Below are 22,614 nucleotides of genomic sequence, written 5' to 3'. Positions count from 1 at the left end.
TCCGATGCCTCCTGGGAGAGAGCTGAGGTGGTGCCGCGGACGGCGGGGGTGGGGGCGTGGCGTCCTGCGGGCGTCAGTCGAAGCAGAACGAGGCGAGCAGCTCGGCCGGCGCGTTCGCGGGGCACGGCTCGAAGGTGAAGATCACGAGGGTGCCGAGCACCGTGACGATCGTGAAGGCGAGGTACAGCGCGAGCTTGAGGACGAGGCGGGTGCCGTCGCGCTCCGCGTAGTCGTTGATGATCGTGCGCACGCCGTTCGTGCCGTGGAACATCGCGAGCCACAGCATGAGCAGGTCCCAGATCTGCCAGAACGGCGACGCCCACTTGCCAGCGACGAAGCCGAAGTCGATCGCGTGCACGCCCTCGCCGACCATGAGGTTGACGAAGAGGTGGCCGAAGATGAGGACGATCAGGACGACGCCCGAGGCGCGCATGAAGATCCAGCTGTACAGCTCGTAGTTGCTGCGCGTGGCCTTGTGGCGCTTGTACGGGTCGCGCGGCGCGGCGACCTCCACCGTGGGTGCGGCGGCCATCAGTGCCCCCCTCCGAAGACGTTCATGAGATGACGCGGGAGGAAGCCCGCCATCGTCACGACGAACAGGCCGACGACGATCCACAGCATCGTGCGCTGGTACCGCGGGCCCTTGGCCCAGAAGTCGACGAGGATGATCCGGATCCCGTTGAACGCGTGGAAGACGATCGCGGCCACGAGGCCGACCTCGCCCAGTCCCATGATCGGCGTCTGGTAGGTGCCGATGACGGCGTTGTACGCCTCGGGCGAGACTCGTACCAGCGCCGTGTCGAGCACGTGGACGAGGAGGAAGAAGAAGATGAGCACGCCGGTCACGCGGTGCGCGACCCACGACCACATGCCTTCACGGCCGCGGTACAGCGTGCCAGCAGGTGCACTGGGCACTTTGGGGGCCTCCTGTGGCGAGATCAGGGGGAGATGCCGGGCGGACCCGGTGCGGTCGGGACCACGGTCCCGGAACGCGGAGAGCCCTCGTCGGCATCAGTCTCTGGGCTTCCACCATAGTGACATCGGCGTCATGATGCGGACCGCCGAGGGCTGTGCGAGGGCCTCGCGCGGGGTGTTTGTGACTGATCCCACAGCCGACGGGGGAGCCCTCGCCCTCACTATGCTGCCCTCATGGTCCCTTCGCCCGCCCAGCCCTCCGCCACGCCGTCGACCGCCTCCCGGGGGCCCGGCTCGCCGATCGCCGACTTCTACGCCGTGGTCCCCGCGGGCGGCGCCGGAACGCGGCTGTGGCCGCTGTCGCGGGCCACGGCACCGAAGTTCCTGCTCGACCTCACGGGGTCGGGGCGCACGCTGCTGCAGGCGACGGTCGACCGGCTGACGCCGCTGACCGGCGACGAGGGCGTCGTCCTCGTCACGGGGGAGCGGCACGTCGCCGCGGCCCGGACCCAGCTGCCCGCGCTGCCGGCGCAGAACGTCCTCGCCGAGCCGTCACCGCGCGACTCCATGGCGGCGATCGGGCTCGCCGCCGCCGTGCTCGGGCGCCGGCACGGCGACGTGGTCATCGGCTCCTTCGCGGCCGACCAGGTCATCGCGGGGCACGACGCGTTCGAGGCGTCGGTGCGGGAGGCGGTCGAGGCCGCGCGCGCCGGGTACGTCGTGACGATCGGGATCGCGGCCTCCCGGCCCTCGACGGCGTTCGGGTACGTGCACAGCGGCGACTCCCTGGGCGTCGACGGTGCGCCGAGCGCGCTGCACGTGAAGGGCTTCACCGAGAAGCCGGACGCGGCGACGGCGCAGCAGTACCTGGCGTCGGGCGAGTACCGGTGGAACGCGGGCATGTTCATCGTGCGCGCGTCGGTCCTCCTGGGGCACCTCGCGGACCAGCGACCGGAGCTCCACGACGGGCTGCGCGCGGTCGCCGCCGCGTGGGACGGTCCCGACCGCGACCGCGTGCTCGCCGAGACGTGGCCGGCCCTCGAGAAGATCGCGATCGACCACGCGGTGGCCGAGCCGGTCGCGGCCGTGGGCGGCGTCGCCGTCGTGCCGGGGACGTTCGGCTGGGACGACGTCGGCGACTTCAACTCGCTCGCCGCGCTGCTCCCGTCGGTGGACGACGCGGGCTCGAAGGTGCTGGGCGACACGGGCAAGGTCGTGCGCCGGGACAGCGCGGGCTCGGTCGTCGTGCCGGCCGGCGACCGCGTGGTGACGGTCCTCGGGCTGGACGACGTCGTCGTCGTCGACACGCCCGACGCCCTCCTCGTCACCACGCGCGCCCGGGCGCAGCAGGTGAAGTCGATGGTCGACGCGGTGCGCGAGCTGGGGATGGACGAGCTGCTGTGAGCGCCGGGCGGGACGACCTCGCCCGGCTGCTCGGGCGCGCTGCGGCGCGCCACGCCGCCGAGCTCGTCGGGATCCGGCGCGACCTCCACCAGCACCCGGAGGTCTCGCGCGCCGAGACGCGGACGACGGCGCTCCTGGCCGAGCGCCTGCGGACGGCCGGGCTCGACCCGCAGCCGCTCCCCGGCACCGGGCTCGTGTGCGACGTCGGCCCGGCGCCGGGCGACCTCGTCCCGGGACCGGACGGCCTCCCGACGACCGCACCGGGACGCGTCGCGCTGCGCGCGGACCTCGACGCGCTCCCGCTGCAGGACCGCTGCGGGCTGCCGTGGGCGTCGACGGTCAGCGGCGTCGCGCACGCGTGCGGCCACGACGTGCACACCGCGGCGGTGCTCGGCGCGGGGCTCGTGCTCGCGGACCTGCACGCCGAGGTCGGGCTGCGTCGCGGGGTCCGGCTGATCTTCCAGCCCGCCGAGGAGGTACAGCCGGGCGGTTCGCTCGACGTGATCGCCGCGGGCGGACTCGACGGAGTGGACGAGATCTTCGCGATCCACTGCGACCCGAAGGTCGACGTGGGCTACATCGGTACCCGGATCGGGCCCATCACGTCGGCGTCCGACGAGGTCTCCGTGACGATCGCGTCGCCGGGCGGCCATACGTCCCGGCCCCACCTGACGGGCGACGTCGTGTACGCGCTCGGGCAGGTCATCACGCAGGTCCCGGCCGTGCTCGGACGACGGCTGGACCCGCGCTCGGGGGTCAACCTCACGTGGGGCGCCGTGCACGCCGGCTCGGCGCACAACGCGATCCCGAGCACCGGGACGGTGCGCGGCACGCTGCGCTGCCTCGACGTGCGCGCGTGGGAGTTCGCCGGGCAGGTGCTGCACGACGCCGTCGAGCAGGTCGTCGCCCCGTACGAGGTCGAGGTGACCGTGCACCACACGCGCGGTGTGCCGCCGGTCGAGAACGACGAGCGGTGCACGGGACTGCTGGAGGCCGCGGCGCGCGACGTCCTCGGGCCGGACTCGGTCCTGCTCACGGAGCAGTCGCTCGGCGGCGAGGACTTCGCCTGGTACCTCACGAAGGTGCCAGGGGCGATGGCCCGGCTGGGCACGCGCACACCCGGCGGGCGTGCCTACGACATCCACCAGGGCGACCTCCAGGTCGACGAGCGCGCCATCGACGCGGGGACGCGGTTGCTCGCGCGCGTCGCCCTGGGCTGAGCGAGCGGTGGCCCGAGGGGCGCGGTCCCGACCCGTGGACCGGGATGTGTCACGCCTCAGACGGAAAGTGACGCTTGCATAACGAAGCAGCGGCGTTACCGACAAGTAACGTCCGGGACGCATCCGGCTGATTAGTCTTGCCGTCCATAGAGGCCGACGGACCCCGAGGTCCCCCCGCGCAACGGCGCCCGGGAGGATCCCGGTCACGACCGGCGGCCAGCGACGGACATCGACAGGAGCTCATCGTGAAGAGAGCAATGCAGTTCTCCGCGCTCGCGGCCGCGGCCGCGCTCGCGCTGGCCGCGTGCGGCGCGGCCCCGGAGGACGACGAGACCACGGGCGGCGGCGAGGACACGGCCGGAGGCAACACCGACTTCTCGGCGTGCATGGTCTCCGACGCGGGCGGCTTCGACGACCAGTCGTTCAACCAGGCCGGGTTCGAGGGTCTGGAGCAGGCGGAGTCCGAGCTCGGCATCACCGCCACCGAGGTCGAGTCGTCGGCTGACACGGACTACGGGCCCAACATCGACAACCTCGTCCAGCAGGGCTGCAACCTCGTCATCGGCGTGGGCTTCCTGCTCGAGGACCCGATCCAGTCCGCGGCCGAGGCGAACCCCGACACGAACTTCGCCCTCATCGACTCCTCGTTCTCCGACGCGGAGTTCAACGCGGTCGAGCTCGACAACGCGAAGCCGATCCTCTTCAACACGGCCGAGGCTGCGTTCCTCGCGGGCTACCTCGCCGCGGGCATGAGCGAGACGGGCACCGTCGCGACGTTCGGCGGCATCCAGATCCCGTCGGTCGCGATCTTCATGGACGGCTTCGTCGACGGCGTCGCGAAGTACAACGAGGACGAGGGCACCGACGTCAAGGCGCTCGGCTGGGACAAGGAGGCCCAGACGGGCTCCTTCACCGGTGACTTCGAGAACCAGGCGAACGGCCAGAACCTCGCCCAGGGCTTCATCGACCAGGGCGCCGACATCATCATGCCGGTCGCCGGTCCGGTCGGTCTCGGCGCGGCCGCGGCCGCGCAGAGCGGTGACGCCAAGATCATCTGGGTCGACTCCGACGGGTTCCTGACCACCGAGTACGGCGACCTCATCATCACGTCGGTGATGAAGCGGATCGGCCCGGCGGTCTTCGACACGGTGAGCGAGTCGGTCGACGGCAACTTCACCAACGAGCCGTACGTCGGCACGCTCGAGAACGAGGGCGTGGGCCTGGCCCCGTTCCACGACTTCGAGGACGCGGTCCCCACCGAGCTGCAGGACAAGCTCGCGGAGTACCAGGAGCAGATCATCGCGGGCGACCTCGTCGTGGAGTCGACGAACACCCCGTGACGACAGGCTGAGACGGTGGCCCGGGCGAGCCCGCCCGGGCCACCGTCGCCATGTTGCGCCGCGACGGCGGAAGTACGGTTCGATGGAGTTCCCTGTTCGGAGAGAGGGCAGCCGGTGAAGCTGGAGCTGCGCGGGATCACGAAGGTCTTCGGGTCCCTGGTCGCCAACGACCACATCGACCTGGTCATCGAGCCGGGCGAGATCCACGCCCTGCTCGGGGAGAACGGCGCCGGGAAGAGCACGCTCATGAACGTGCTCTACGGCCTGTACGACCCCGACGACGGCGAGATCCTCGTCGACGACGTCCCGGTGACGTTCACGGGACCGGGCGACGCCATGGCCGCCGGGATCGGCATGGTGCACCAGCACTTCATGCTCGTCCCGGTCTTCACCGTCGCCGAGAACGTGGCCCTGGGGCACGAGCCCGTCAAGGGCGGCGGCCTCATCGACGCCCGTCGCGCGCGCGCCCTCGTGCGCGAGATCTCCGACCGGTTCGGCTTCGAGGTCGACCCGGACGCGATGGTCGAGGACATCCCCGTCGGCGTGCAGCAGCGCGTGGAGATCATCAAGGCGCTCTCGCGCGACGCGCGCGTGCTCATCCTCGACGAGCCCACCGCGGTGCTGACCCCGCAGGAGACCGACGAGCTCATCGCGATCATGCGCCAGCTCAAGGCCGCCGGGACCTCGATCGTCTTCATCACGCACAAGCTGCGCGAGGTCCGCGCGGTCGCCGACCGGATCACGGTCATCCGCCGCGGCAAGGTCGTCGGCACGGCCGACCCGAGCGCGAGCGAGACCGAGCTCGCGTCGCTCATGGTCGGACGGTCCGTGTCGCTCGGCGTGGACAAGAGCCCGGCCGAGCCCGGCGACGCCACCTTCAGCATCACCGACCTCACGGTGATGGACGAGCTCGGGACCCCGGTCGTCGACCGGGTGAGCCTCGACGTCGCGCGCGGGGAGATCCTCGTCGTCGCCGGGGTGCAGGGCAACGGGCAGACCGAGCTCACGGAGACCATCGTCGGCCTGCGCCGGCCCGTCGCGGGCTCCATCACGCTCGACGGCGCGGAGCTCGTGGGTCGCGGCGTCGCCGACGTGCTCGGCGCCGGCGTCGGCTACGTGCCCGAGGACCGCAGCACCGACGGGATCATCGGGACGTTCTCCGTCGAGGAGAACCTCGTGCTCGACCTCTTCACCTCGGCCCCCTACTCGAGCGCCGGGGCGCTGAACAAGAGCGCGATCCGCTCGAACGCGGAGCAGCGCGTCGTCGAGTACGACGTGCGCACCCAGACCGTCGAGGCACCCGCCGGCACGCTGTCCGGAGGCAACCAGCAGAAGGTCGTGCTCGCACGGGAGATGTCGCGCCCGCTGCGTCTGTTCATCGCGTCCCAGCCGACGCGCGGGCTCGACGTCGGGTCGATCGAGTTCGTGCACAGCCGGGTCGTGCAGGAGCGCGACAACGGGACCCCGGTGATCATCGTGTCGACCGAGCTCGACGAGGTGCTCGCGCTCGCCGACCGGATCGCGGTGATGTACCGCGGCCGGGTGGTCGGGGTCGTCCCCGGTGGCACCGACCGCGACGTGCTCGGCCTCATGATGGCCGGAGTCCCGCTCGACGAGGCGGTCGCCCAGGCCGCGGAGCACCACACGACCCTCGGCGGGGCCGATCTCGAGGCCGACGCCGTCCCGCGCGACGAGCGCGAGGAGGAGGACCAGTGACCCAGCAGGCCATCCCGGACGACGAGGGGACGCCCGTCGTCCCACCGACGCCCGCACCGCCGAGCGACGTGCCGAAGCCCGAGCGACCCGCCGGGCGCGGCGTGCTGCGCGAGATCCTCGAGAGCAGCTGGCTCGTCTCCCTGCTCGCGATCGTCGCCGCCCTCGTGATCGGCGGCGTCCTCATCGCCGCCGCCGACCCGGAGGTCCAGGAGGCGGCGACCTACTTCTTCGCGCGCCCCACCGACTTCTTCCAGGCCGTGTGGGACGCGGTGTTCGGCGCCTACAGCGCGCTGTTCCAGGGCGCGGTGATCAACATCCAGGCGCCCGACCTGCAGCGCGCGCTGCGGCCGCTCACCGAGACGATGACGGTCTCCGTCCCGCTGATCCTCGCTGGGCTCGGGCTCGGCATCGGCTTCCGTGCCGGCCTGTTCAACATCGGCGCCCAGGGGCAGATCATCCTCGGCGGCATCTTCGCCGGGTTCATCGGCTTCACGTTCTCCCTCCCGCCCGGCCTGCACCTGCTCCTCGCGGTGCTCGGCGCGGCGCTCGGCGGCGCCATCTGGGCCGGCATCGCGGGCGTGCTCAAGGCACGCACCGGCGCGCACGAGGTGATCGTCACGATCATGCTCAACAACATCGCGATCTACCTGGTCGCGTACCTGCTCACGACGCCGCCCTTCCAGCGACCCGGCAGCTCCAACCCGATCAGCCCGCCCATCCCCAGCAGCGCGACCTTCCCGCTCCTGCTCGGCGAGGGCTACCGGCTGCACCTCGGGTTCGTCCTCGCCCTCCTGGCGGCCGTCGGCGTGTGGTGGCTCATGGAGCGCTCGACGCTCGGCTTCCGCTTCCGCGCCGTCGGCGAGAACCCGCACGCGGCACGGACCGCGGGCATCTCGGTCCCGTGGGTCACGGTCTGGGTCATGGCCATCGCCGGCGCACTCGCCGGACTCGGCGGCGCCGCCCAGGTGCTCGGCACCGAGAAGGTCCTCACGGCCGGGGTCGCGGCGAGCTTCGGCTTCGACGCGATCACCGTCGCCCTCCTGGGCCGCTCGCGGCCGCTCGGCACGGTCCTCGCGGGCCTGCTCTTCGGTGCGCTCCGCGCGGGCGGGTTCGCCATGCAGGCACGGACCGGCACGCCGATCGACATCGTCCTCGTCGTCCAGTCGCTCATCGTGCTGTTCATCGCCGCGCCGCCGCTGGTCCGCGCGATCTTCCGGCTCCCGACGCCGGGCGGCCCGACGCGCGCCGAGCGGCAGGCGGCACGCCGCCGCGACCGCGCGACGACCCCGACCACCCCGACGACGCAGGAGGCCGGCGCATGAGCACCGCGACCACCCCGGCCCCGACCGTTCCCGGCGAGCCCGCGGCACCGCGGCCGTCTGCCAAGCCTCTGCCCCCGATCAGCTGGCGCGCGCCGATCGCCTACGCCGTCATCGGTCTCATCTCGCTGTTCTTCTTCGCGATCCTCCCGCCCGGCGGGCGCGAGACGACGTTCCGCCTCGCCACGGCGGACGACTTCTTCCAGATCGCGCCGATCACCGTGAGCTCGAGCGGCGCGGCCCTCTTCCTGTCGGTCCTCGCGCTCCTGCTGGCGGGCCTGGCGTCCTGGGCCGCGTGGGACCGTCGCAAGGTCGGCATCTGGCTCCCCATCGTGTTCGGCGTCCTCGTCGTGTTCGCGTTCCTCTGCTGGGCGGGCGCCGGCAAGTCGTCGATCCCGCTGACGGGGCTGCTCCAGGGGTCGCTGTTCCTCGCGGTGCCGCTGGTCTTCGGGGCTCTCTCCGGCGTCCTGTGCGAGCGCGTCGGCATCATCAACATCGCGATCGAGGGCCAGCTGCTCGCCGGCGCGTTCCTCGCCGCGGTCGTCGCGTCGCTGACGTCCAGCGCGTACGCCGGGCTCATCGCCGCACCGATCGCCGGTGCCCTCGTCGGCGTGCTCCTGGTGATCTTCTCCGTCAAGTACTGGGTCAACCAGATCATCGTCGGCGTCGTGCTCAACGTGCTCGTCGTCGGAGTCACGAGCTACCTCTACTCGACGGTCCTCACCGAGGACTCCGCGACGTGGAACACGCGCACGCCGCTGCCCGTCCTCGAGATCCCCGTCCTGTCGCAGATCCCCGTGGTCGGCCCGGTGCTGTTCCGCCAGACGCTGCTCGTGTACCTCATGTACGTGGTCGTGATCCTGCTCCAGGTCTTCCTCTTCAAGAGCCGGTGGGGCCTGCGGCTGCGCGCGGTGGGCGAGCACCCCAAGGCCGCCGACACCGTGGGCATCAAGGTCAACGCGACGCGCGTCCGCAACACGATCCTCGGCGGCGCCGTCGCGGGCCTCGGCGGTGCGTTCTTCACCGTCGCCGCGGGGCTCGCCTTCGGCAAGGAGATGACCGGCGGGAAGGGCTTCATCGCCCTCGCCGCGATGATCCTCGGCCGGTGGAACCCCGTCGGCGCGCTGATCGCCGCGCTGCTGTTCGGGTTCTCCGACAACCTGCAGGTCGTGCTCGGCATCGTCGGGACGCCCATCCCCAGCCAGATCATGCTCATGACGCCGTACGTCGTGACGATCTTCGCCGTCGCCGGCCTCGTGGGACGCGTCCGCCCGCCCGCCGCCGAGGGCATCCCCTACGTGAAGTGAGGTCGCGATGACGCACGTGCCCGACGGCGGGACGCACCCCGGCGACGACACCCGCCCGGGTGGTGGCGGCGTCGGGCACGAGGGCCCCACCGTCGACTGGGAGGCGCTGCGCTCCGCGGCGCGCGAGATCATGACGCGGGCGTACGCCCCGTACTCCGGCTACCCCGTCGGCGCCGCCGCGCTCGTCGACGACGGACGCGTCGTCGTGGGGTGCAACGTCGAGAACGCCGCCTACGGCGTGACCCTGTGCGCCGAGTGCTCGCTCGTGGGGGCGCTCGTCGGCGGCGGGGGCGGACGCCTCGTGGCGTTCGCGTGCGTCGACGGCCGTGGCGCCACGATCATGCCGTGCGGTCGGTGCCGCCAGCTCCTGTGGGAGCACGGCGGCCCCGACCTGCTCGTCGACACCGCGCGTGGTATCAAGACGATGAGGGACGTGCTGCCCGACGCCTTCGGGCCCGACGATCTGGAGGTGCGCTCGTGACCAGCGACGACGGGGCCGTGCAGGGTGGCGCGACCGACGAGGAGCAGACCGGTCCCGCGCAGGAGCCGTTCGACGCGGTCGACGTGATCCGTGCCAAGCGCGACGGGAGGCTGCTCGACGGCGCGCAGATCGACTGGGTGGTCGACGCGTACACGCGCGGCGTCGTCGCCGAGGAGCAGATGGCCGCGCTCGCAATGGCGATCTACCTCAACGGCATGGACCGCACCGAGATCGGGCGCTGGACGCAGGCCATGATCTCGTCCGGGGAGCGCATGGACTTCGCGGGCCTGTCCCGCCCGACCGTCGACAAGCACTCGACCGGCGGCGTCGGGGACAAGATCACGCTGCCGCTCGCGCCGCTCGTCGCGTCGTACGGCGTCGCGGTGCCGCAGCTGTCCGGGCGGGGCCTCGGCCACACGGGCGGGACGCTCGACAAGCTCGAGTCGATCCGCGGCTGGCGCGCCTCGCTGACCGCCGAGCAGATGATGAACGCCCTCGAGCACGTCGGCGCGGTGATCTGCCAGGCAGGGTCGGGGCTCGCGCCCGCGGACCGGCTCCTGTACGCGCTGCGCGACGTCACCGGCACGGTCGAGTCGATCCCGCTCATCGCGAGCTCGATCATGAGCAAGAAGATCGCCGAGGGGACGGGTGCGCTCGTGCTCGACGTCAAGGTCGGGTCGGGCGCGTTCATGAAGGACCTCGAGTCGGCGCGCGAGCTCGCGCGCACGATGGTCGACCTCGGCACCGACGCCGGCGTGCGGACCGTCGCGCTGCTCACCGACATGTCGACGCCGCTCGGCCTCACGGCGGGCAACGCGCTCGAGGTGCGGGAGTCGATCGAGGTGATGCAGGGCAAGGGCCCCCAGGACGTCGTGGACCTCACCGTCGCGCTCGCCGTCGAGATGCTCGCCGCGGCGGGCCGGCCCCAGGACCCCGACGACGTCCAGCACGCCCTCGTCGGTGGCCGGGCGCTCGACAAGTGGCGCGAGATGATCGCCGAGCAGGGCGGCGACTCGCGCGCGCCGCTGCCCGTCGCACGCGAGAAGGAGCACGTGGTCGCGGACCACGACGGCGTGATGTCCCGGCTCGACGCCTACGCCGTCGGTGTCGCCGCGTGGCGCCTCGGCGCGGGACGCGCCCGCAAGGAGGACGTCGTCCAGGCCGGGGCGGGGGTCGAGCTGTTCGCGAAGCCGGGCGACGTCGTGCGCCAGGGCCAGCACCTCATGACCCTGCACACCGACACGCCCGACCGGTTCGACCGGGCCGTGCAGGCGCTCGAGGGGGCGTGGGAGATCGCCCCGCCCGGCAGCGACGTCGCGCCGGGGCCCGTCGTCCTCGACCGCGTCGGCTGACCGTGGCGGGCCCCCAGGAGGGTGGGCCGCCGGGACCGCGGACCGAGCGGCCGACGGGCGAGGAGGCTCCGGCCGACGACCGTCGCCCGCGCTCCGTCTACGGCGTGGGCACGGAGCCCGACGCGCGGTTCAGCCTCGCGAACGAGCGCACGGCCCTGGCGTGGGTGCGGACGGGCGTGGGCCTCGTCGCCGGAGGCGTGGCCCTCACGTCGTTCTCGACCTTCGCGGACCTCCCCGGGCTGGTCGACCTCGTCGCCGCGGTGGCGTGCCTCGTCGGCGCCGCGTGCGCCCTGTACGCCCTCGTGTCGTGGCGCCGCAACGAGCGAGCGCTCCGGCTGCGGCGGCCGTTGCCTGCGCCCGGTGGTCTCCCCCTGCTCGTGAGCGGCGTCATCCTGCTCGCGGTGCTCATCGCGGGCTACTCGGTCGCGGCGGGCCTCGGCGAGGCCGGCGCCCTGCCGTGAGCGACCCCGCCGCGCGCGACGAAGGGCTCCAGCCCGAGCGCACCGCCCTCGCCTGGCAGCGCTCGGTGCTCGGCGTCGTGGTCGGCGCGCTCCTGCTCGGCGCGGCCGGGCTGCGCAGCGGCCACGCGCTCGTCGTGTGGGCAGCCGCCGCGGTCGCGGTGCTGACGCTGGTCCCGGCGGTGCTGCGCCCGCCGACGGGGGGCCTGCCGTCGCACGGGCGCCTGCGCTCGTGGTCCTTCCTGGTACGCCTCGTCGCGCTCGTGCTCGCGCTCGCGGGCATCGGCGCCGCCTGGGCGCTCGCGCGCGTGCTCGGCGCGGCATGAGCGCGCTCGGCGGGCTGCGGCTCACGTCCCTCGCCTCGCTGCTCGACGTCGGTGCGCGACCGCTGCCGACGCGTGCGCGGCCGACCCCGCCCGGCCTCGGTGCGTCGCTCACCGTCGCGGGGGCGCTCGACCGCGCGCGCGCCGCCGGGCACCCGGACGGCGTGGTCGCTCAGCTCGCGCGTGCCCTACCGGCACTGTCGGTCGAGGTGCGTCACGAGGTCGTCGACCCGCTCGGCCGGGGCCCGTCCCTCGCGCGCGCCGGCGGGCCCGTCGTCCGCCCGCTCACGCTCGGCGGCGCGCTCGCGCGGCAGGTCGACGGGACGACGTGCGGCTCGGCCGCGCTCGCGCTGCTCGCCGCCGCGGGCGACCCCGCGCTCGCCCTCTGGCTCGTGACCGGCGTGGTGCTCGACGACGCCAGCACCGCGTCCACCGGCACCGATCCCGTTCCCGGTCCGCCCGCGGCCGGGGATCGACCACCCGGGGACGGCACGCCAGCCGGGGCCGAGCACCGGTGGCGTCGCCTGCAGCAGGTCGTCAAGGCGCGCACGGGCCGACGCGCGCTCGGGCCGTTCCCGTGGCCCGGCGCTCTCGGGACGCCGCCGTGGGGTGCGGCGCGCACCGCGCGGTACGCCGACGCGCGGTTCACGCACCACGTGGTCGACGGCGGTCGCCGGCTCGCGGTGCTGGACGCCGCCCTCGACACGGCGGCTCGCGGGATCCCGGTGCCGCTGTTCACCGGCGGCGACCTGTCCGGCGGCCTCGCCGCGGCGGTGCCGCGACATGTCGTGCTCCTCGTGGCAGCCGACCCGGCGCCGACCGACGAGACGTCGGCCGGGGTGCGACGCTGCTGGGTCTACGAGCCGTCGTCGGGCACGGTGCACCGGCTCGACGCCGCGCACCTCGCGGCGGGTGCGGACGTCCCCGCCGTGCGGCGGGCGCTCGGCGACTGGCCGCACGTCGTGTGGGCCGTCCTGCCCACCCCATGACGACAAGGACGTGGGCAACACCGGACCGGCTGGCGACCGAGGGGTGCCCGCGTGAGGATGGATGGGCACCACCCGCCACGCGGAAGGAGTCGACATGAGCACGGTCCCGGGGGAGAACACCTGGCGCGACGCCGGCCTGGTCGAGCAGGACGAGGAAGCGGTGAGCCTCGTCGAGGAGGTCGAGACCGACGACACGGGCGTCGACGACCCCGAGCACGAGCCCGACGACTACCGCCCCCGCTCGGCACGGCCCGACCTCGACGGGGAGGCGAGCGAGGCGGACGTCGTCGAGCAGGCGTCGGCCGTCCCCGGCGCCGAGGACGACTACGCCTGACGGGACGACACCTGACCGGCCCGCGAGCTCCTCGGCCGGTACCGTGAGCGCATGACCACCGAGAACCGTCCGCTCACGGCGGACGTCATCCGTGCCCTGCCCAAGGTCGTGCTCCACGACCACCTCGACGGAGGGCTGCGCCCCGCGACGATCCTCGAGCTCGCGGCCGACGTCGGGCACGAGCTGCCCGCCCACGACGCCGAGTCTCTCGCGACGTGGTTCGCCGAGTCAGCAGACTCCGGCTCCCTCGTGCGGTACCTCGAGACGTTCGACCACACGATCGCCGTCATGCAGACCCCCGAGGCGCTCGCGCGCGTGGCGCGCGAGGCCGTGCTGGACCTGGCCGCCGACGGCGTCGTCTACGCCGAGCAGCGCTGGGCGCCCGAGCAGCACCTCCAGCGCGGGCTGACGCTCCAGGAGACCGTCGACGCCGTGCAGACCGGCATCGAGCAGGGCGTCGCGGCGGCTGCGGCGGAGGGCCGCACGATCCGCGTCGGGCAGCTCGTCACCGCGATGCGGCACGCCGACCGCTGGCAGGAGATCGCGGAGCTCGCCGTCGCGAACCGCGGCAACGGCGTCGTCGGGTTCGACATCGCCGGCGCCGAGGACGGCTTCCCGCCCTCGCGGCACGCCGAGATCTGGGGCTACCTCGCGCAGAACAACTTCCCGGTGACGATCCACGCGGGCGAGGCCGCCGGCCCGGAGTCGATCGCGGAGGCGGTGCACCTGGGCCAGGCCGGTCGCATCGGCCACGGGGTCCGGATCGTCGAGGACATCACCTTCGACCCCACCCACCCGCACAGCGTCGAGGGAGAGCCCGGCACCGCGGCGCTCGGGCTCCTCGCGCACTGGGTCCGGGACCATCAGATCCCGCTCGAGCTGTGCCCGTCGTCCAACGTCCAGACCGGCGCCGCGACGTCGATCGCCGACCACCCGATCACGCGCCTCAAGGAGCTCGACTTCGCCGTCACGCTCAACACCGACAACCGGCTCATGTCGCGCACGTCGATGACGCAGGAGATGACGCTCCTCGTCGAGCAGGCGGGATGGACCATCGACGACCTCGCCGACGTCACCATGACGGCGGCGTGGAGCGCGTTCGTGCACCACGACGAGCGTCGCGCGCTCGTCGACGACGTGATCCTGCCGGGGTACCAGCTGGTCGAGGGCGCGCAGGTCTGAGGTCTGTGGTCGTCTGGCGGTCACGGGTGGGGTCCGCGGCCTCTGCGGAGGGGGCGCGGGTCTACCATCCGCCGCTCGTTCCTCGCGGCTCCCGCCAGACCCACCACGACCCGCGCCCCCTCCGCGCCGGCCGCTCGTCCGTCATGTCACCTCTCCCTCGGCGCGCCATACCCGCCGAGGTAGTACGTGGGTCGTGCGAGGCAGTACGCAGGTCGCGCGAGGTAGTACGGGGGTCGTCAGCGGCGAGAACGACTCTGGTGCCCGTTGTCGCGTGGACAACGGCACCAGAGTCGTGTTCGGCGGGTCAGATGCCCTTGGGGTGCCAGACTGTCTTGATCTCGGTGTAGGCGAGGATGCGCTGGGGGAGCGGGGACTCGGTCCAGTCGGGCTCGGCGTCGTTGCCGCGGCGGTCGACGGCGGGGCGCAGGACGCGCTTGACCGAGTCGGCGGCGGCGGCCTCGAGCTCACCCCAGGTGATGCCCGTGGTGCCGCCGGCCCCGACGGCTCCGGCGAGGTCGATCGCGTTGACGTCGAGGTGCGAAGCGAGCGGGGGAGCGAGCTCCTTCGTGCGGCCCGTGAGGACGTTGACGACGCCGCCCGGCACGTCGGACGTGGCGAGGACCTCCGACAGGGTGACGGCCGGGATCGGGCGGTCCTCGCTCGCGACGACGATCACGGAGTTCCCCGTGACCAGCGGCGGGACGATCGTCGAGACCAGTCCGAGGAGCGACGAGCGCTGCGGCGCGAGGACGACGACCACGCCCGTCGGCTCGGGCGACGACAGGTTGAAGTACGGGCCGGCGACGGGGTTCGCGGAGCCCGCCATCTGCGCGACCTTGTCGGTCCAGCCCGCGTACCAGACCCAGCGGTCGATCGCCTCGGACACCGCGGTCTCCGCCTGCCGTGCGGTCAGGCCCTCCCCGGCGGCGACCTCGGCGACGAACTGGTCGCGACGTCCCTCGAGCATCTCGGCGACGCGGTAGAGCACCTGCCCGCGGTTGTACGCCGTCGCGCCGGCCCAGCCGGGCTGCGCAGCGCGCGCGGCCACGACGGCCTCGCGCGCGTCCTTGCGCGAGCCCTGCGCGACGTTCGCGAGGAAGCGACCCTTCGCGTCGACGACCTCGTACGTGCGCCCCGACTCGCTGCGGGGGAACTTCCCGCCGACGTAGAGCTTGTACGTCTTGCGGACGCCGAGGCGCTCCGGCGCGGAACCGGACCGCGCCGGGCGGGCGGCCGCGGAGCCGGACGCGGTGCCGGTCGCGCTGGCCGCGGTGCCGGCCGCCGTCGTGGTCCTGCCGCCGCTCGTGCTGGTGCGGGCCATCAGTAGGTGCTCCCCTCGATCAGGTAGGACGCCAGGCCGTGCCGGCCGCCCTCGCGGCCGTAGCCGGACTCCTTGTAGCCGCCGAACGGGCTCGTCGGGTCGAACCGGTTGAAGGTGTTCGACCACACGACGCCCGCGCGCAGCCGGTCGGCCATCCAGAGGATGCGCGACCCCTTCTCGGTCCAGATCCCCGCCGAGAGCCCGTAAGGCGTGTTGTTGGCCTTGGCGACGGCCTCGGCCGGCGTCCGGAAGGTCAGGACGCTGAGGACCGGACCGAAGATCTCCTCGCGCGCGATGCGGTGCGCCGCGGAGACGCCGGTGAAGAGCGTCGGCGCGAACCAGTACCCCGCCTCCGGCAGCTCGCACGCCGGGCTCCACCGGGTCGCGCCCTCGGCGACGCCCGCCTCGGTGAGCTCGGTGATGCGGGCGAGCTGCTGCGGTGAGTTGATGGCGCCGACGTCGGTGTTCTTGTCCATCGGGTCGCCCACGCGCAGCGTGCCGAGGCGCGACTTGAGGCGCTCGACGAGCTCCTCCGCGATCGACTCCTGGACGAGGAGCCGCGAGCCGGCGCAGCACACCTGGCCCTGGTTGAAGAAGATGCCGTTGACGATGCCCTCGATCGCCTGGTCGACCGGAGCGTCGTCGAACACGATGTTCGCGGCCTTGCCGCCGAGCTCGAGCGTCGCGTGCTTGCGCGTCCCGGCGATCTCCCGTGCGATGCGCTTGCCGACCGCCGTGGACCCGGTGAACGCGACCTTGTCGACGCCCGGGTGACCGACGAGGGCGGCGCCCGTGGCGCCGGCACCGGTGACGATGTTGACGACGCCGGGCGGCAGCTCTGCCTGGCGCAGGAGGTCGGCGAAGAGCAGGGCCGTCAGGGGCGTCGTCTCCGCGGGCTTGAGCACCACCGTGTTGCCCGTCGCGAGCGCCGGTGCGATCTTCCACGCGAGCATGAGCAGCGGGAAGTTCCAGGGGATGACCTGGGCGGCGACGCCATGCGGGCGCGGCGCGGACCCGTAGCCGGCGTGCTCGAGCTTGTCCGCCCAGCCCGCGTAGTAGAAGAAGTGCGCGGCGGCGGTGGGGACGTCGACGTCGCGCGCCTCGCGGATCGGCTTGCCGTTGTCGAGCGTCTCGAGGACGGCGAACTCGCGGGCGCGCTCAGCCAGGAGGCGGGCGATGCGGAAGAGGTACTTCGCGCGCTCGCGGCCCGGCATGGGGCCCCAGACCTTCTCCTGGGCGCGGCGCGCGGCGCGGACGGCGCGGTCGACGTCGTCCTCGGTGGCCTCCGCGACCTCGGCGAGCACCTCCTCGGTGGCCGGGTTGACGGTCTTGAAGGCGCCGTCGTCGGACGCGGGCGTGAACTCGCCGTCGATGAAGAGGCCGTACGACGACGCGATGTCGACGACGGCGCGCGACTCGGGAGCCGGCGCGTACTCGAACGGTGAGGTGGCGGGCGTGGTGCTCTGGGCTGGGGTTGCAGTCATGGTGCGTGCTGTCCTCGGGTTCCGCTCAGTCGACGGTCACGTAGTCCGGGCCCCAGTAGGCACCCGTGGCGAGCTTGTTGCGCTGCATGAGCACGTCGTTGAGCAGCGACGACGCGCCGAACCGGAACCAGTCCGGGTCCAACCACTGCGGGCCGGCGACCTCGTTGACGGCGACCAGGTACTTGATCGCGTCCTTGGAGGTCTTGATGCCGCCCGCGGGCTTGACGCCGACCTGGACGCCCGTGAGCGCGAGGAAGTCGCGGACCGCCTCGAGCATGACGACCGTCACCGGCAGCGTCGCGGCGGGGGCGACCTTGCCCGTGCTGGTCTTGATGAAGTCGGCGCCCGCGAGCATCGCGAGCCACGACGCGCGCCGGACGTTGTCGTACGTCGCGAGCTCGCCCGTCTCGAGGATGACCTTGAGGTGGGCGTGGCGCCCGTTCGCGCGGCACTCCTCGCGCACGGCGACGATGTCGTCGTAGACCTGCTCGTACCGGCCTGAGAGGAACGCACCGCGGTCGATGACCATGTCGATCTCGTCGGCGCCCGCCTCGACGGCCTCGCGGGTGTCCGCGAGGCGCACCGCACGGCTCGCGCGTCCGGACGGGAAGGCCGTCGAGACGGCGGCGACCTTGACGCCCGTCCCGGCGAGCGCCTCGACCGCCACGGGCACCAAGTCGTTGTAGACGCACACCGCTGCGGCGGCCGGGCACGTCGGGTCGTTCGGCTCGGGCCGCACGGCCTTGGCGGCGAGCGCCCGGACCTTTCCGGGGGTGTCGGCCCCCTCGAGCGTCGTGAGGTCGACCATGCGGACGATCGTGTCGAGCGCCCAGGCCTTCGACGTCGTCTTGATCGAGCGCGTGCCGAGCATCGCGGCGCGGCCGTCGGCGCCGACCTTGTCCACGCCCGGCAGGCCGTGCAGGTAGCGCCGCCACCCTGTGTCGTCGAGGACGGCGGAGCCGGTCACGGAGCGGGCGAGGTCGGCGATCGCGGTGGCGGGACGGTCGGCGGGTGCCGGGGTCGCCGGAGCCGCGTCGGAGCCCGCCGGGCCGGTCTCCCGGACCGACGGCGGTGTCGTGGTGCTCATCGCCCCAGGTTACCCGTCGGTACGGTGCCGCGGCCCGGGCGTGGCACTGCCGACCGCGGCACCTAGAGGCCGAGCGCGCGCGACATGTCGGCCTTCACGCGGTCGATGCGTTCCCGGGCGAACGCGCGGGCCGCGGTGAGGTCGTCGTGGGACGCGTCCGCGGCGACCGGGACGACGACCTCGAGGTAGCACTTCACCTTGGGCTCGGTCCCGCTCGGGCGCACGATGACGCGCGTCGCGTCGGCGGTGAGGAGCCGGACACCGTCGGTCGGTGGGAGGCCGTCGAGCCCCGCGGACAGGTCGGCGACGTCGGTCACCCCGGCGCCCGCGAGCGTGCGCGGCGGCGCCGAGCGCAGGTGCGTCATGGTGTCGCCGATGCGGTCGAGGTCGGTGAACCGCGCCGAGAGCTGGTCGCTCACGTGCAGTCCGTGCCGCCGCGCGAGGTCGTCGAGCGCGTCGACGAGCGTCCTGCCCTCGGCCTTGAGCCGGTTCGCGAGCTGCGCGACGAGCAGGGCGGCGCTGATGCCGTCCTTGTCGCGCACGTGCGCGGGGTCGACGCAGTAGCCGAGCGCCTCCTCGTAGCCGAACACGAGGTCGTCGACGCGGCTGATCCACTTGAACCCGGTGAGCGTGGTGGCGAAGCCGAGGCCGTAGGAGGCCGCGATACGGGAGAGCAGGCGCGAGGAGACGACCGAGCACGCGAGCACGCCGCCGGCCGCGCCCGAGGCGGCGGCCCGCCGCGCGACGTCGTCCCCGAGCAGCGCCCCGACCTCGTCGCCGTGCAGCGTGCGCCACCCGTTCGACCGCGCGGTCTCGGCGCCCTGGTACGTCCCGACGCGCGGGTCGTAGACCGCGACGGCGCACCGGTCCGCGTCCGGGTCGTTGGCGAGCACCACGTCGGCGCCGGCATCCTGCGCGTAGGCGAGCGCGAGGTCCATCGCGCCCGGCTCCTCGGGGTTGGGGAACGACACCGACGGGAAGTCGGGGTTCGGGTCGAGCTGTTCCTCGACCGGCACGACGTGCGCGAACCCGGCCTCGCGCAGGACGTGCGCCACGACGGCGCCGCCCACGCCGTGCAGCGCGGTGGTGACGACCGTGAGCCGGCGGGGGGCGCCGTCGGACAGTGCGAGGACGGACGCGGCGTAGGCGCGGACGACGTCCCGCTCGAGCACGGTCCACCCGTCGCGGGCCCGGGGGACCGAGCGGGCCGGCCCGACGGCGTCGATCGCCGCGGCGATGCGCGCGTCGTACGGGGGGACGATCTGTGCGCCCTGACCCCCGTCGGTGACGACCCGGCCGCCGAGGTACACCTTGTACCCGTTGTCGGCGGGCGGGTTGTGGCTCGCGGTGACCATGACGCCCGCGTCCGCGCCGAGGTGGCGCACGGCGAACGCGAGGACCGGCGTCGGCAGCGCGCTCGGCAGGACCGACACGTCGAGACCGGCGGCGGTCAGGACCGCGGCAGTGTCCACGGCGAACGCGCGCGAGCGGTGGCGTGCGTCGAAGCCGACGACCACCCGAGGTCGCGCGTCGGGACCCAGCGCGTCGAGGAGGTAGGCGCCGAGCCCCGCGGCGGCCCGGACGACCACGGCCCGGTTCATGCGGTGCGGCCCGGCGGCCATCGCCCCCCGCAGGCCGGCCGTGCCGAACTCGAGCGGGCCCGAGAACCGGTCGCGCAGCTCGGCGAGCGCCGCGCGGCGCACGTCGTGCTTGCGCGGGTCGGGGGAGTCGGCGAGGTCGAGCAGGTGGCGCAGGTCCGCCTGGTCGCCCGCGTCGACGTCGTCGTCGATCCACGCGGCGACGCGCTCGAGGAACGCGGCGTGGACGGATCCCGGGTCGAACGACGGGTCGTCGGTGGCGTCGGCGGGCACCCCGGCCCGGGACGTCCTCCCCCGCGGGGACGTGGCACGCTCGGTCATGTCACACCAGCTTCGCGATGTCGGCCAGGAGGGCGCTGATACGGGGCCCCGCGGCCTGGCCGGCCTCGATGACCTCCGCGTGGGAGAGCGGCGTCGGGCTGATGCCCGCCGCGAGGTTCGTCACGAGCGAGATGCCGAGCACGTCGAGGCCGCAGTGCCGCGCGGCGATGGCCTCGATCGTCGTGGACATGCCCACGAGGTCCGCCCCGATCGCCCGTGCCATGCGGACCTCGGCCGGCGTCTCGTAGTGCGGCCCGGGGAACTGGGCGTAGACGCCCTCGGCGAGGCTCGGGTCGACGCGGCGCGCGAGCTCGCGCAGGCGCGGGGAGTACACGTCGGTGAGGTCGACGAACGTCGGCCCCTCGAGCGGGCTCCGGCCCGTCAGGTTGAGGTGGTCGGAGAGCAGGACGGGGGTCCCGGCGGGCCAGTCCGTGTTCAGACCGCCGCACCCGTTCGTGAGGATCAGGGTTTCCGCCCCCGTCGCGGCGGCGGTGCGGACCCCGTGCACGACGGCGCGCACGCCCTTGCCCTCGTACAGGTGCGTCCGCGAGCCGATGACCAGCGCATGACGCACGGAGCCGTCCGCGCGCTCGACGCGGATCGAGCGCGTCACGGACAGGTGTCCGACGACCGCGGTCGCGGAGAAGCCGGGGATCTCGGCGGTCGGGATCTCGGCCACGACGTCGCCCAGCAGCTCCGCGGCCCCGCCCCAGCCCGAGCCGAGCACGAGCGCCATGTCGTGGCCGTCGACCCCGGTCGCCTCGGCGATGTGGTCCGCGGCGGCCCGCGCCACGACGAAGGGATCGGTGCTCGGGTCGTCGAGCGAGGGTGTGCTCGTGGGCGTCGTCGTCATGGTGGCAAGGCTAGTCCTCCCGCGGCGCTGCGACCTGGGGTGCGGGTGCCAGGGCGGTCGGGGCGCGGAGGCGCTTCCCCGGCAGCCCGTCTCGCATCGTGACACGCGTCGCCGCTCCGGCCTGTCAGAATGGGCCGCGTGACCCACGAGACCCTCGACCGTCAGGCCACCCGGATCGTCGTCGTGGGAGGTGGACCCGGCGGGTACGAGGCGGCGCTCGTCGCCCGCAGGCTCGGGGGAGACGTCACGGTCGTCGAGCGCCAGGGCATGGGTGGCGCGGCCGTCCTCACGGACGTCGTCCCGTCGAAGACCCTCATCGCGACCGCCGACTGGATGACGATCGCCGAGCGTGCCGCCGACCTCGGCATCCGCCTCCCGGTCGACACGGCCAAGGCGCAGCACCCGGCGATGCGCCGCCACATCGTCGACCTCGACGCCGTCAACACGCGCGTCATGGCGCTCGCCGCCGCGCAGTCCGCGGACATCCGCGCGCGCCTCGAGCGCGAGGGCGTGCGCGTCGTCACGGGGACCGGCCGGCTCGACGGCCCGTCGCGCGTCGTCGTCGACGGCGCTGACGGCGCGGGCACGGACCTCGCCCTCGACGCCGACGTGGTCCTCCTCGCGCTGGGCTCCACGCCGCGCACGCTGCCCACCGCGCAGCCCGACGGCGAGCGCATCCTCACGTGGACGCAGCTCTACCGCCTCACGGAGCTCCCCGAGCGGCTCATCGTCGTCGGGTCGGGCGTCACCGGCGCCGAGTTCGCGGGCGCGTACAACGCGCTGGGCTCGGACGTCGTGCTCGTGTCGAGCCGCGACCGCGTGCTCCCCGGCGAGGACGCCGACGCCGCGGAGCTCCTCGAGGGCGTCTTCCGGTCCCGCGGCATGACCGTCATGTCGCGCTCGCGGGCCGAGTCCGCGGTCCGCACGGCCGACGGCGTCGAGGTGACGCTCGCCGACGGTCGCGTGATCACCGGCTCGCACGTGCTGCTCGCGGTCGGGTCGGTCCCCTCGACGCAGGGTGTCGGGCTGGAGGAGGCCGGGGTGCGCCTCGCGCCGAGCGGGCACGTCGAGGTCGACAAGGTGTCGCGCACGACGGCGCGCGGGGTCTACGCGGCCGGCGACTGCACCGGCGTCCTGCCCCTCGCCTCCGTCGCGGCGATGCAGGGCCGCGTCGCGATGTCGCACGCGCTCGGCGACGCCGTCGCACCCATCAAGCTCCGCACGGTCGCGGCGAACATCTTCACCGCGCCCGAGATCGCGACCGTCGGGTACAGCGAGGAGCAGCTCAAGGCCCAGAGCAGCAAGTACGTCACGGCGACGCTCCCGCTCGCCCGCAACCCGCGCGCGAAGATGCTCGGCATGCGCGACGGCTTCGTCAAGCTCTTCGCGCACCCGGAGGCGGGGGTCGTGCTGGGCGGCGTCGTCGTCGCGCCCCGCGCGAGCGAGCTGATCTTCCCCATCACGCTCGCGGTGTCCCACCGCCTCACCGTGGACGACGTCGCGTCCGCCTTCACGGTGTATCCGTCGCTCTCGGGGTCGATCGCCGAGGTGGCGCGCATGCTGCACCACCGCGAGGACTGAGCCTGCGGGCCAGGGACTGCGTCGCGTCG

The 22,614-nt window shown here is 73.4% G+C and carries 21 protein-coding genes; 14 read left to right on the top strand and 7 right to left on the bottom strand.

Annotation, left to right across the window (positions count from 1 at the left end; genetic code table 11):
* Positions 1-73: 73 nt before the first annotated feature.
* Complete coding sequence (locus tag AC4H2G_RS14050) at positions 74-532, bottom strand: succinate dehydrogenase hydrophobic membrane anchor subunit (protein ID WP_494366342.1); 459 nt, start codon at positions 530-532, stop codon at positions 74-76.
* The gene (gene sdhC, locus AC4H2G_RS14045) at positions 532-915 is read right to left on the bottom strand and encodes a succinate dehydrogenase, cytochrome b556 subunit (RefSeq protein ID WP_494366341.1); all 384 of its coding nucleotides are present in this window, start codon (positions 913-915) and stop codon (positions 532-534) included. The genes AC4H2G_RS14050 and sdhC overlap by 1 nt, the downstream gene beginning before the upstream one ends.
* A 234-nt stretch (positions 916-1,149) precedes the next feature.
* Here sdhC and AC4H2G_RS14040 point away from each other — a divergent pair, with 234 nt between their 5' ends.
* From AC4H2G_RS14040 to AC4H2G_RS13980, 13 genes are all read left to right on the top strand, one after another.
* Positions 1,150-2,319 carry a mannose-1-phosphate guanylyltransferase gene (locus AC4H2G_RS14040; protein ID WP_494366340.1) on the top strand — a complete coding sequence of 390 codons (1,170 nt, stop codon included), beginning with the start codon at positions 1,150-1,152 and terminating at the stop codon, positions 2,317-2,319.
* Positions 2,316-3,539 (top strand): amidohydrolase, encoded by a 1,224-nt coding sequence (locus tag AC4H2G_RS14035; protein WP_494366339.1) that lies wholly within the window; start codon positions 2,316-2,318, stop codon positions 3,537-3,539. The genes AC4H2G_RS14040 and AC4H2G_RS14035 overlap by 4 nt, the downstream gene beginning before the upstream one ends.
* A 245-nt stretch (positions 3,540-3,784) precedes the next feature.
* Entirely contained in the window at positions 3,785-4,879 is a 1,095-nt protein-coding gene (locus AC4H2G_RS14030; RefSeq protein ID WP_494366338.1) for a BMP family lipoprotein, read from the top strand.
* A 114-nt stretch (positions 4,880-4,993) separates the two neighbouring features.
* The gene (locus tag AC4H2G_RS14025) at positions 4,994-6,595 is read left to right on the top strand and encodes an ABC transporter ATP-binding protein (protein ID WP_494366337.1); all 1,602 of its coding nucleotides are present in this window, start codon (positions 4,994-4,996) and stop codon (positions 6,593-6,595) included.
* Positions 6,592-7,917: an ABC transporter permease gene (locus AC4H2G_RS14020; RefSeq protein WP_494366336.1), complete on the top strand. Its 1,326-nt coding sequence runs from the start codon at positions 6,592-6,594 to the stop codon at positions 7,915-7,917. Before AC4H2G_RS14025 ends, AC4H2G_RS14020 begins: the two co-directional genes overlap by 4 nt.
* On the top strand, positions 7,914-9,221 hold the full coding sequence (locus AC4H2G_RS14015; RefSeq protein WP_494366335.1) for an ABC transporter permease: 1,308 nt from the start codon (positions 7,914-7,916) through the stop codon (positions 9,219-9,221). The genes AC4H2G_RS14020 and AC4H2G_RS14015 overlap by 4 nt, the downstream gene beginning before the upstream one ends.
* 7 nt (positions 9,222-9,228) lie before the next feature.
* On the top strand, positions 9,229-9,702 hold the full coding sequence (locus AC4H2G_RS14010) for a cytidine deaminase (RefSeq protein WP_494366334.1): 474 nt from the start codon (positions 9,229-9,231) through the stop codon (positions 9,700-9,702).
* A 17-nt stretch (positions 9,703-9,719) separates the two neighbouring features.
* Entirely contained in the window at positions 9,720-11,054 is a 1,335-nt protein-coding gene (locus AC4H2G_RS14005) for a thymidine phosphorylase (RefSeq protein WP_494366462.1), read from the top strand.
* 2 nt (positions 11,055-11,056) lie between these two features.
* The gene (locus AC4H2G_RS14000) at positions 11,057-11,515 is read left to right on the top strand and encodes a YidH family protein (RefSeq protein WP_494366333.1); all 459 of its coding nucleotides are present in this window, start codon (positions 11,057-11,059) and stop codon (positions 11,513-11,515) included.
* Complete coding sequence (locus AC4H2G_RS13995) at positions 11,512-11,838, top strand: DUF202 domain-containing protein (protein WP_494366332.1); 327 nt, start codon at positions 11,512-11,514, stop codon at positions 11,836-11,838. The genes AC4H2G_RS14000 and AC4H2G_RS13995 overlap by 4 nt, the downstream gene beginning before the upstream one ends.
* Positions 11,835-12,824, top strand: coding sequence for a hypothetical protein (locus tag AC4H2G_RS13990; RefSeq protein WP_494366331.1), 990 nt, complete (start codon positions 11,835-11,837; stop codon positions 12,822-12,824). Before AC4H2G_RS13995 ends, AC4H2G_RS13990 begins: the two co-directional genes overlap by 4 nt.
* A gap of 94 nt (positions 12,825-12,918) precedes the next feature.
* Positions 12,919-13,158: a hypothetical protein gene (locus AC4H2G_RS13985; protein ID WP_463105852.1), complete on the top strand. Its 240-nt coding sequence runs from the start codon at positions 12,919-12,921 to the stop codon at positions 13,156-13,158.
* A gap of 51 nt (positions 13,159-13,209) precedes the next feature.
* On the top strand, positions 13,210-14,340 hold the full coding sequence (locus tag AC4H2G_RS13980; RefSeq protein WP_494366330.1) for an adenosine deaminase: 1,131 nt from the start codon (positions 13,210-13,212) through the stop codon (positions 14,338-14,340).
* A gap of 304 nt (positions 14,341-14,644) precedes the next feature.
* On the opposite strand, the gene AC4H2G_RS13975 is transcribed toward AC4H2G_RS13980, so the two are convergent.
* From AC4H2G_RS13975 to AC4H2G_RS13955, 5 genes are all read right to left on the bottom strand, one after another.
* Positions 14,645-15,661, bottom strand: a complete 1,017-nt coding sequence (locus AC4H2G_RS13975) for an aldehyde dehydrogenase family protein (protein ID WP_494366329.1) — start codon at positions 15,659-15,661, stop codon at positions 14,645-14,647.
* Entirely contained in the window at positions 15,661-17,145 is a 1,485-nt protein-coding gene (locus tag AC4H2G_RS13970; RefSeq protein ID WP_494366328.1) for an aldehyde dehydrogenase family protein, read from the bottom strand. The genes AC4H2G_RS13975 and AC4H2G_RS13970 overlap by 1 nt, the downstream gene beginning before the upstream one ends.
* 25 nt (positions 17,146-17,170) lie before the next feature.
* Complete coding sequence (gene deoC / locus AC4H2G_RS13965) at positions 17,171-18,232, bottom strand: deoxyribose-phosphate aldolase (RefSeq protein ID WP_494366327.1); 1,062 nt, start codon at positions 18,230-18,232, stop codon at positions 17,171-17,173.
* Positions 18,233-18,294: 62 nt separating this feature from the next.
* Entirely contained in the window at positions 18,295-20,151 is a 1,857-nt protein-coding gene (locus AC4H2G_RS13960) for a phospho-sugar mutase (protein ID WP_494366326.1), read from the bottom strand.
* A gap of 1 nt (position 20,152) precedes the next feature.
* Positions 20,153-21,004, bottom strand: a complete 852-nt coding sequence (locus tag AC4H2G_RS13955; protein WP_494366325.1) for a purine-nucleoside phosphorylase — start codon at positions 21,002-21,004, stop codon at positions 20,153-20,155.
* 129 nt (positions 21,005-21,133) lie between these two features.
* Here AC4H2G_RS13955 and AC4H2G_RS13950 point away from each other — a divergent pair, with 129 nt between their 5' ends.
* A complete protein-coding gene (locus tag AC4H2G_RS13950) occupies positions 21,134-22,585 on the top strand; it encodes an NAD(P)H-quinone dehydrogenase (RefSeq protein WP_494366324.1) in 1,452 nt (483 codons plus the stop codon).
* Positions 22,586-22,614 lie beyond the last annotated feature (29 nt).

The sequence above is a fragment of the Cellulosimicrobium sp. BMG9.23 genome (genome assembly GCF_059159985.1).
Note: the sequence above shows the minus strand (reverse complement) of the source record. Positions and strands in the feature narration are given on the sequence as shown.

Excerpts from the sequence above, each read along its gene's own strand:
- AC4H2G_RS14050 (WP_494366342.1), bottom strand. The coding sequence starts at position 532 with ATGGCCGCCGCACCCACGGTGGAGGTCGCCGCGCCGCGCGACCCGTAC.
- AC4H2G_RS14040 (WP_494366340.1), top strand. The coding sequence starts at position 1,150 with ATGGTCCCTTCGCCCGCCCAGCCCTCCGCCACGCCGTCGACCGCCTCC.
- AC4H2G_RS14015 (WP_494366335.1), top strand. The coding sequence starts at position 7,914 with ATGAGCACCGCGACCACCCCGGCCCCGACCGTTCCCGGCGAGCCCGCG.
- AC4H2G_RS14010 (WP_494366334.1), top strand. The coding sequence starts at position 9,229 with ATGACGCACGTGCCCGACGGCGGGACGCACCCCGGCGACGACACCCGC.
- AC4H2G_RS13990 (WP_494366331.1), top strand. The coding sequence starts at position 11,835 with ATGAGCGCGCTCGGCGGGCTGCGGCTCACGTCCCTCGCCTCGCTGCTC.
- AC4H2G_RS13985 (WP_463105852.1), top strand. The coding sequence starts at position 12,919 with ATGAGCACGGTCCCGGGGGAGAACACCTGGCGCGACGCCGGCCTGGTC.
- AC4H2G_RS13980 (WP_494366330.1), top strand. The coding sequence starts at position 13,210 with ATGACCACCGAGAACCGTCCGCTCACGGCGGACGTCATCCGTGCCCTG.
- AC4H2G_RS13975 (WP_494366329.1), bottom strand. The coding sequence starts at position 15,661 with ATGGCCCGCACCAGCACGAGCGGCGGCAGGACCACGACGGCGGCCGGC.
- AC4H2G_RS13970 (WP_494366328.1), bottom strand. The coding sequence starts at position 17,145 with ATGACTGCAACCCCAGCCCAGAGCACCACGCCCGCCACCTCACCGTTC.
- deoC (WP_494366327.1), bottom strand. The coding sequence starts at position 18,232 with ATGAGCACCACGACACCGCCGTCGGTCCGGGAGACCGGCCCGGCGGGC.
- AC4H2G_RS13960 (WP_494366326.1), bottom strand. The coding sequence starts at position 20,151 with ATGACCGAGCGTGCCACGTCCCCGCGGGGGAGGACGTCCCGGGCCGGG.
- AC4H2G_RS13955 (WP_494366325.1), bottom strand. The coding sequence starts at position 21,004 with ATGACGACGACGCCCACGAGCACACCCTCGCTCGACGACCCGAGCACC.
- AC4H2G_RS13950 (WP_494366324.1), top strand. The coding sequence starts at position 21,134 with ATGGGCCGCGTGACCCACGAGACCCTCGACCGTCAGGCCACCCGGATC.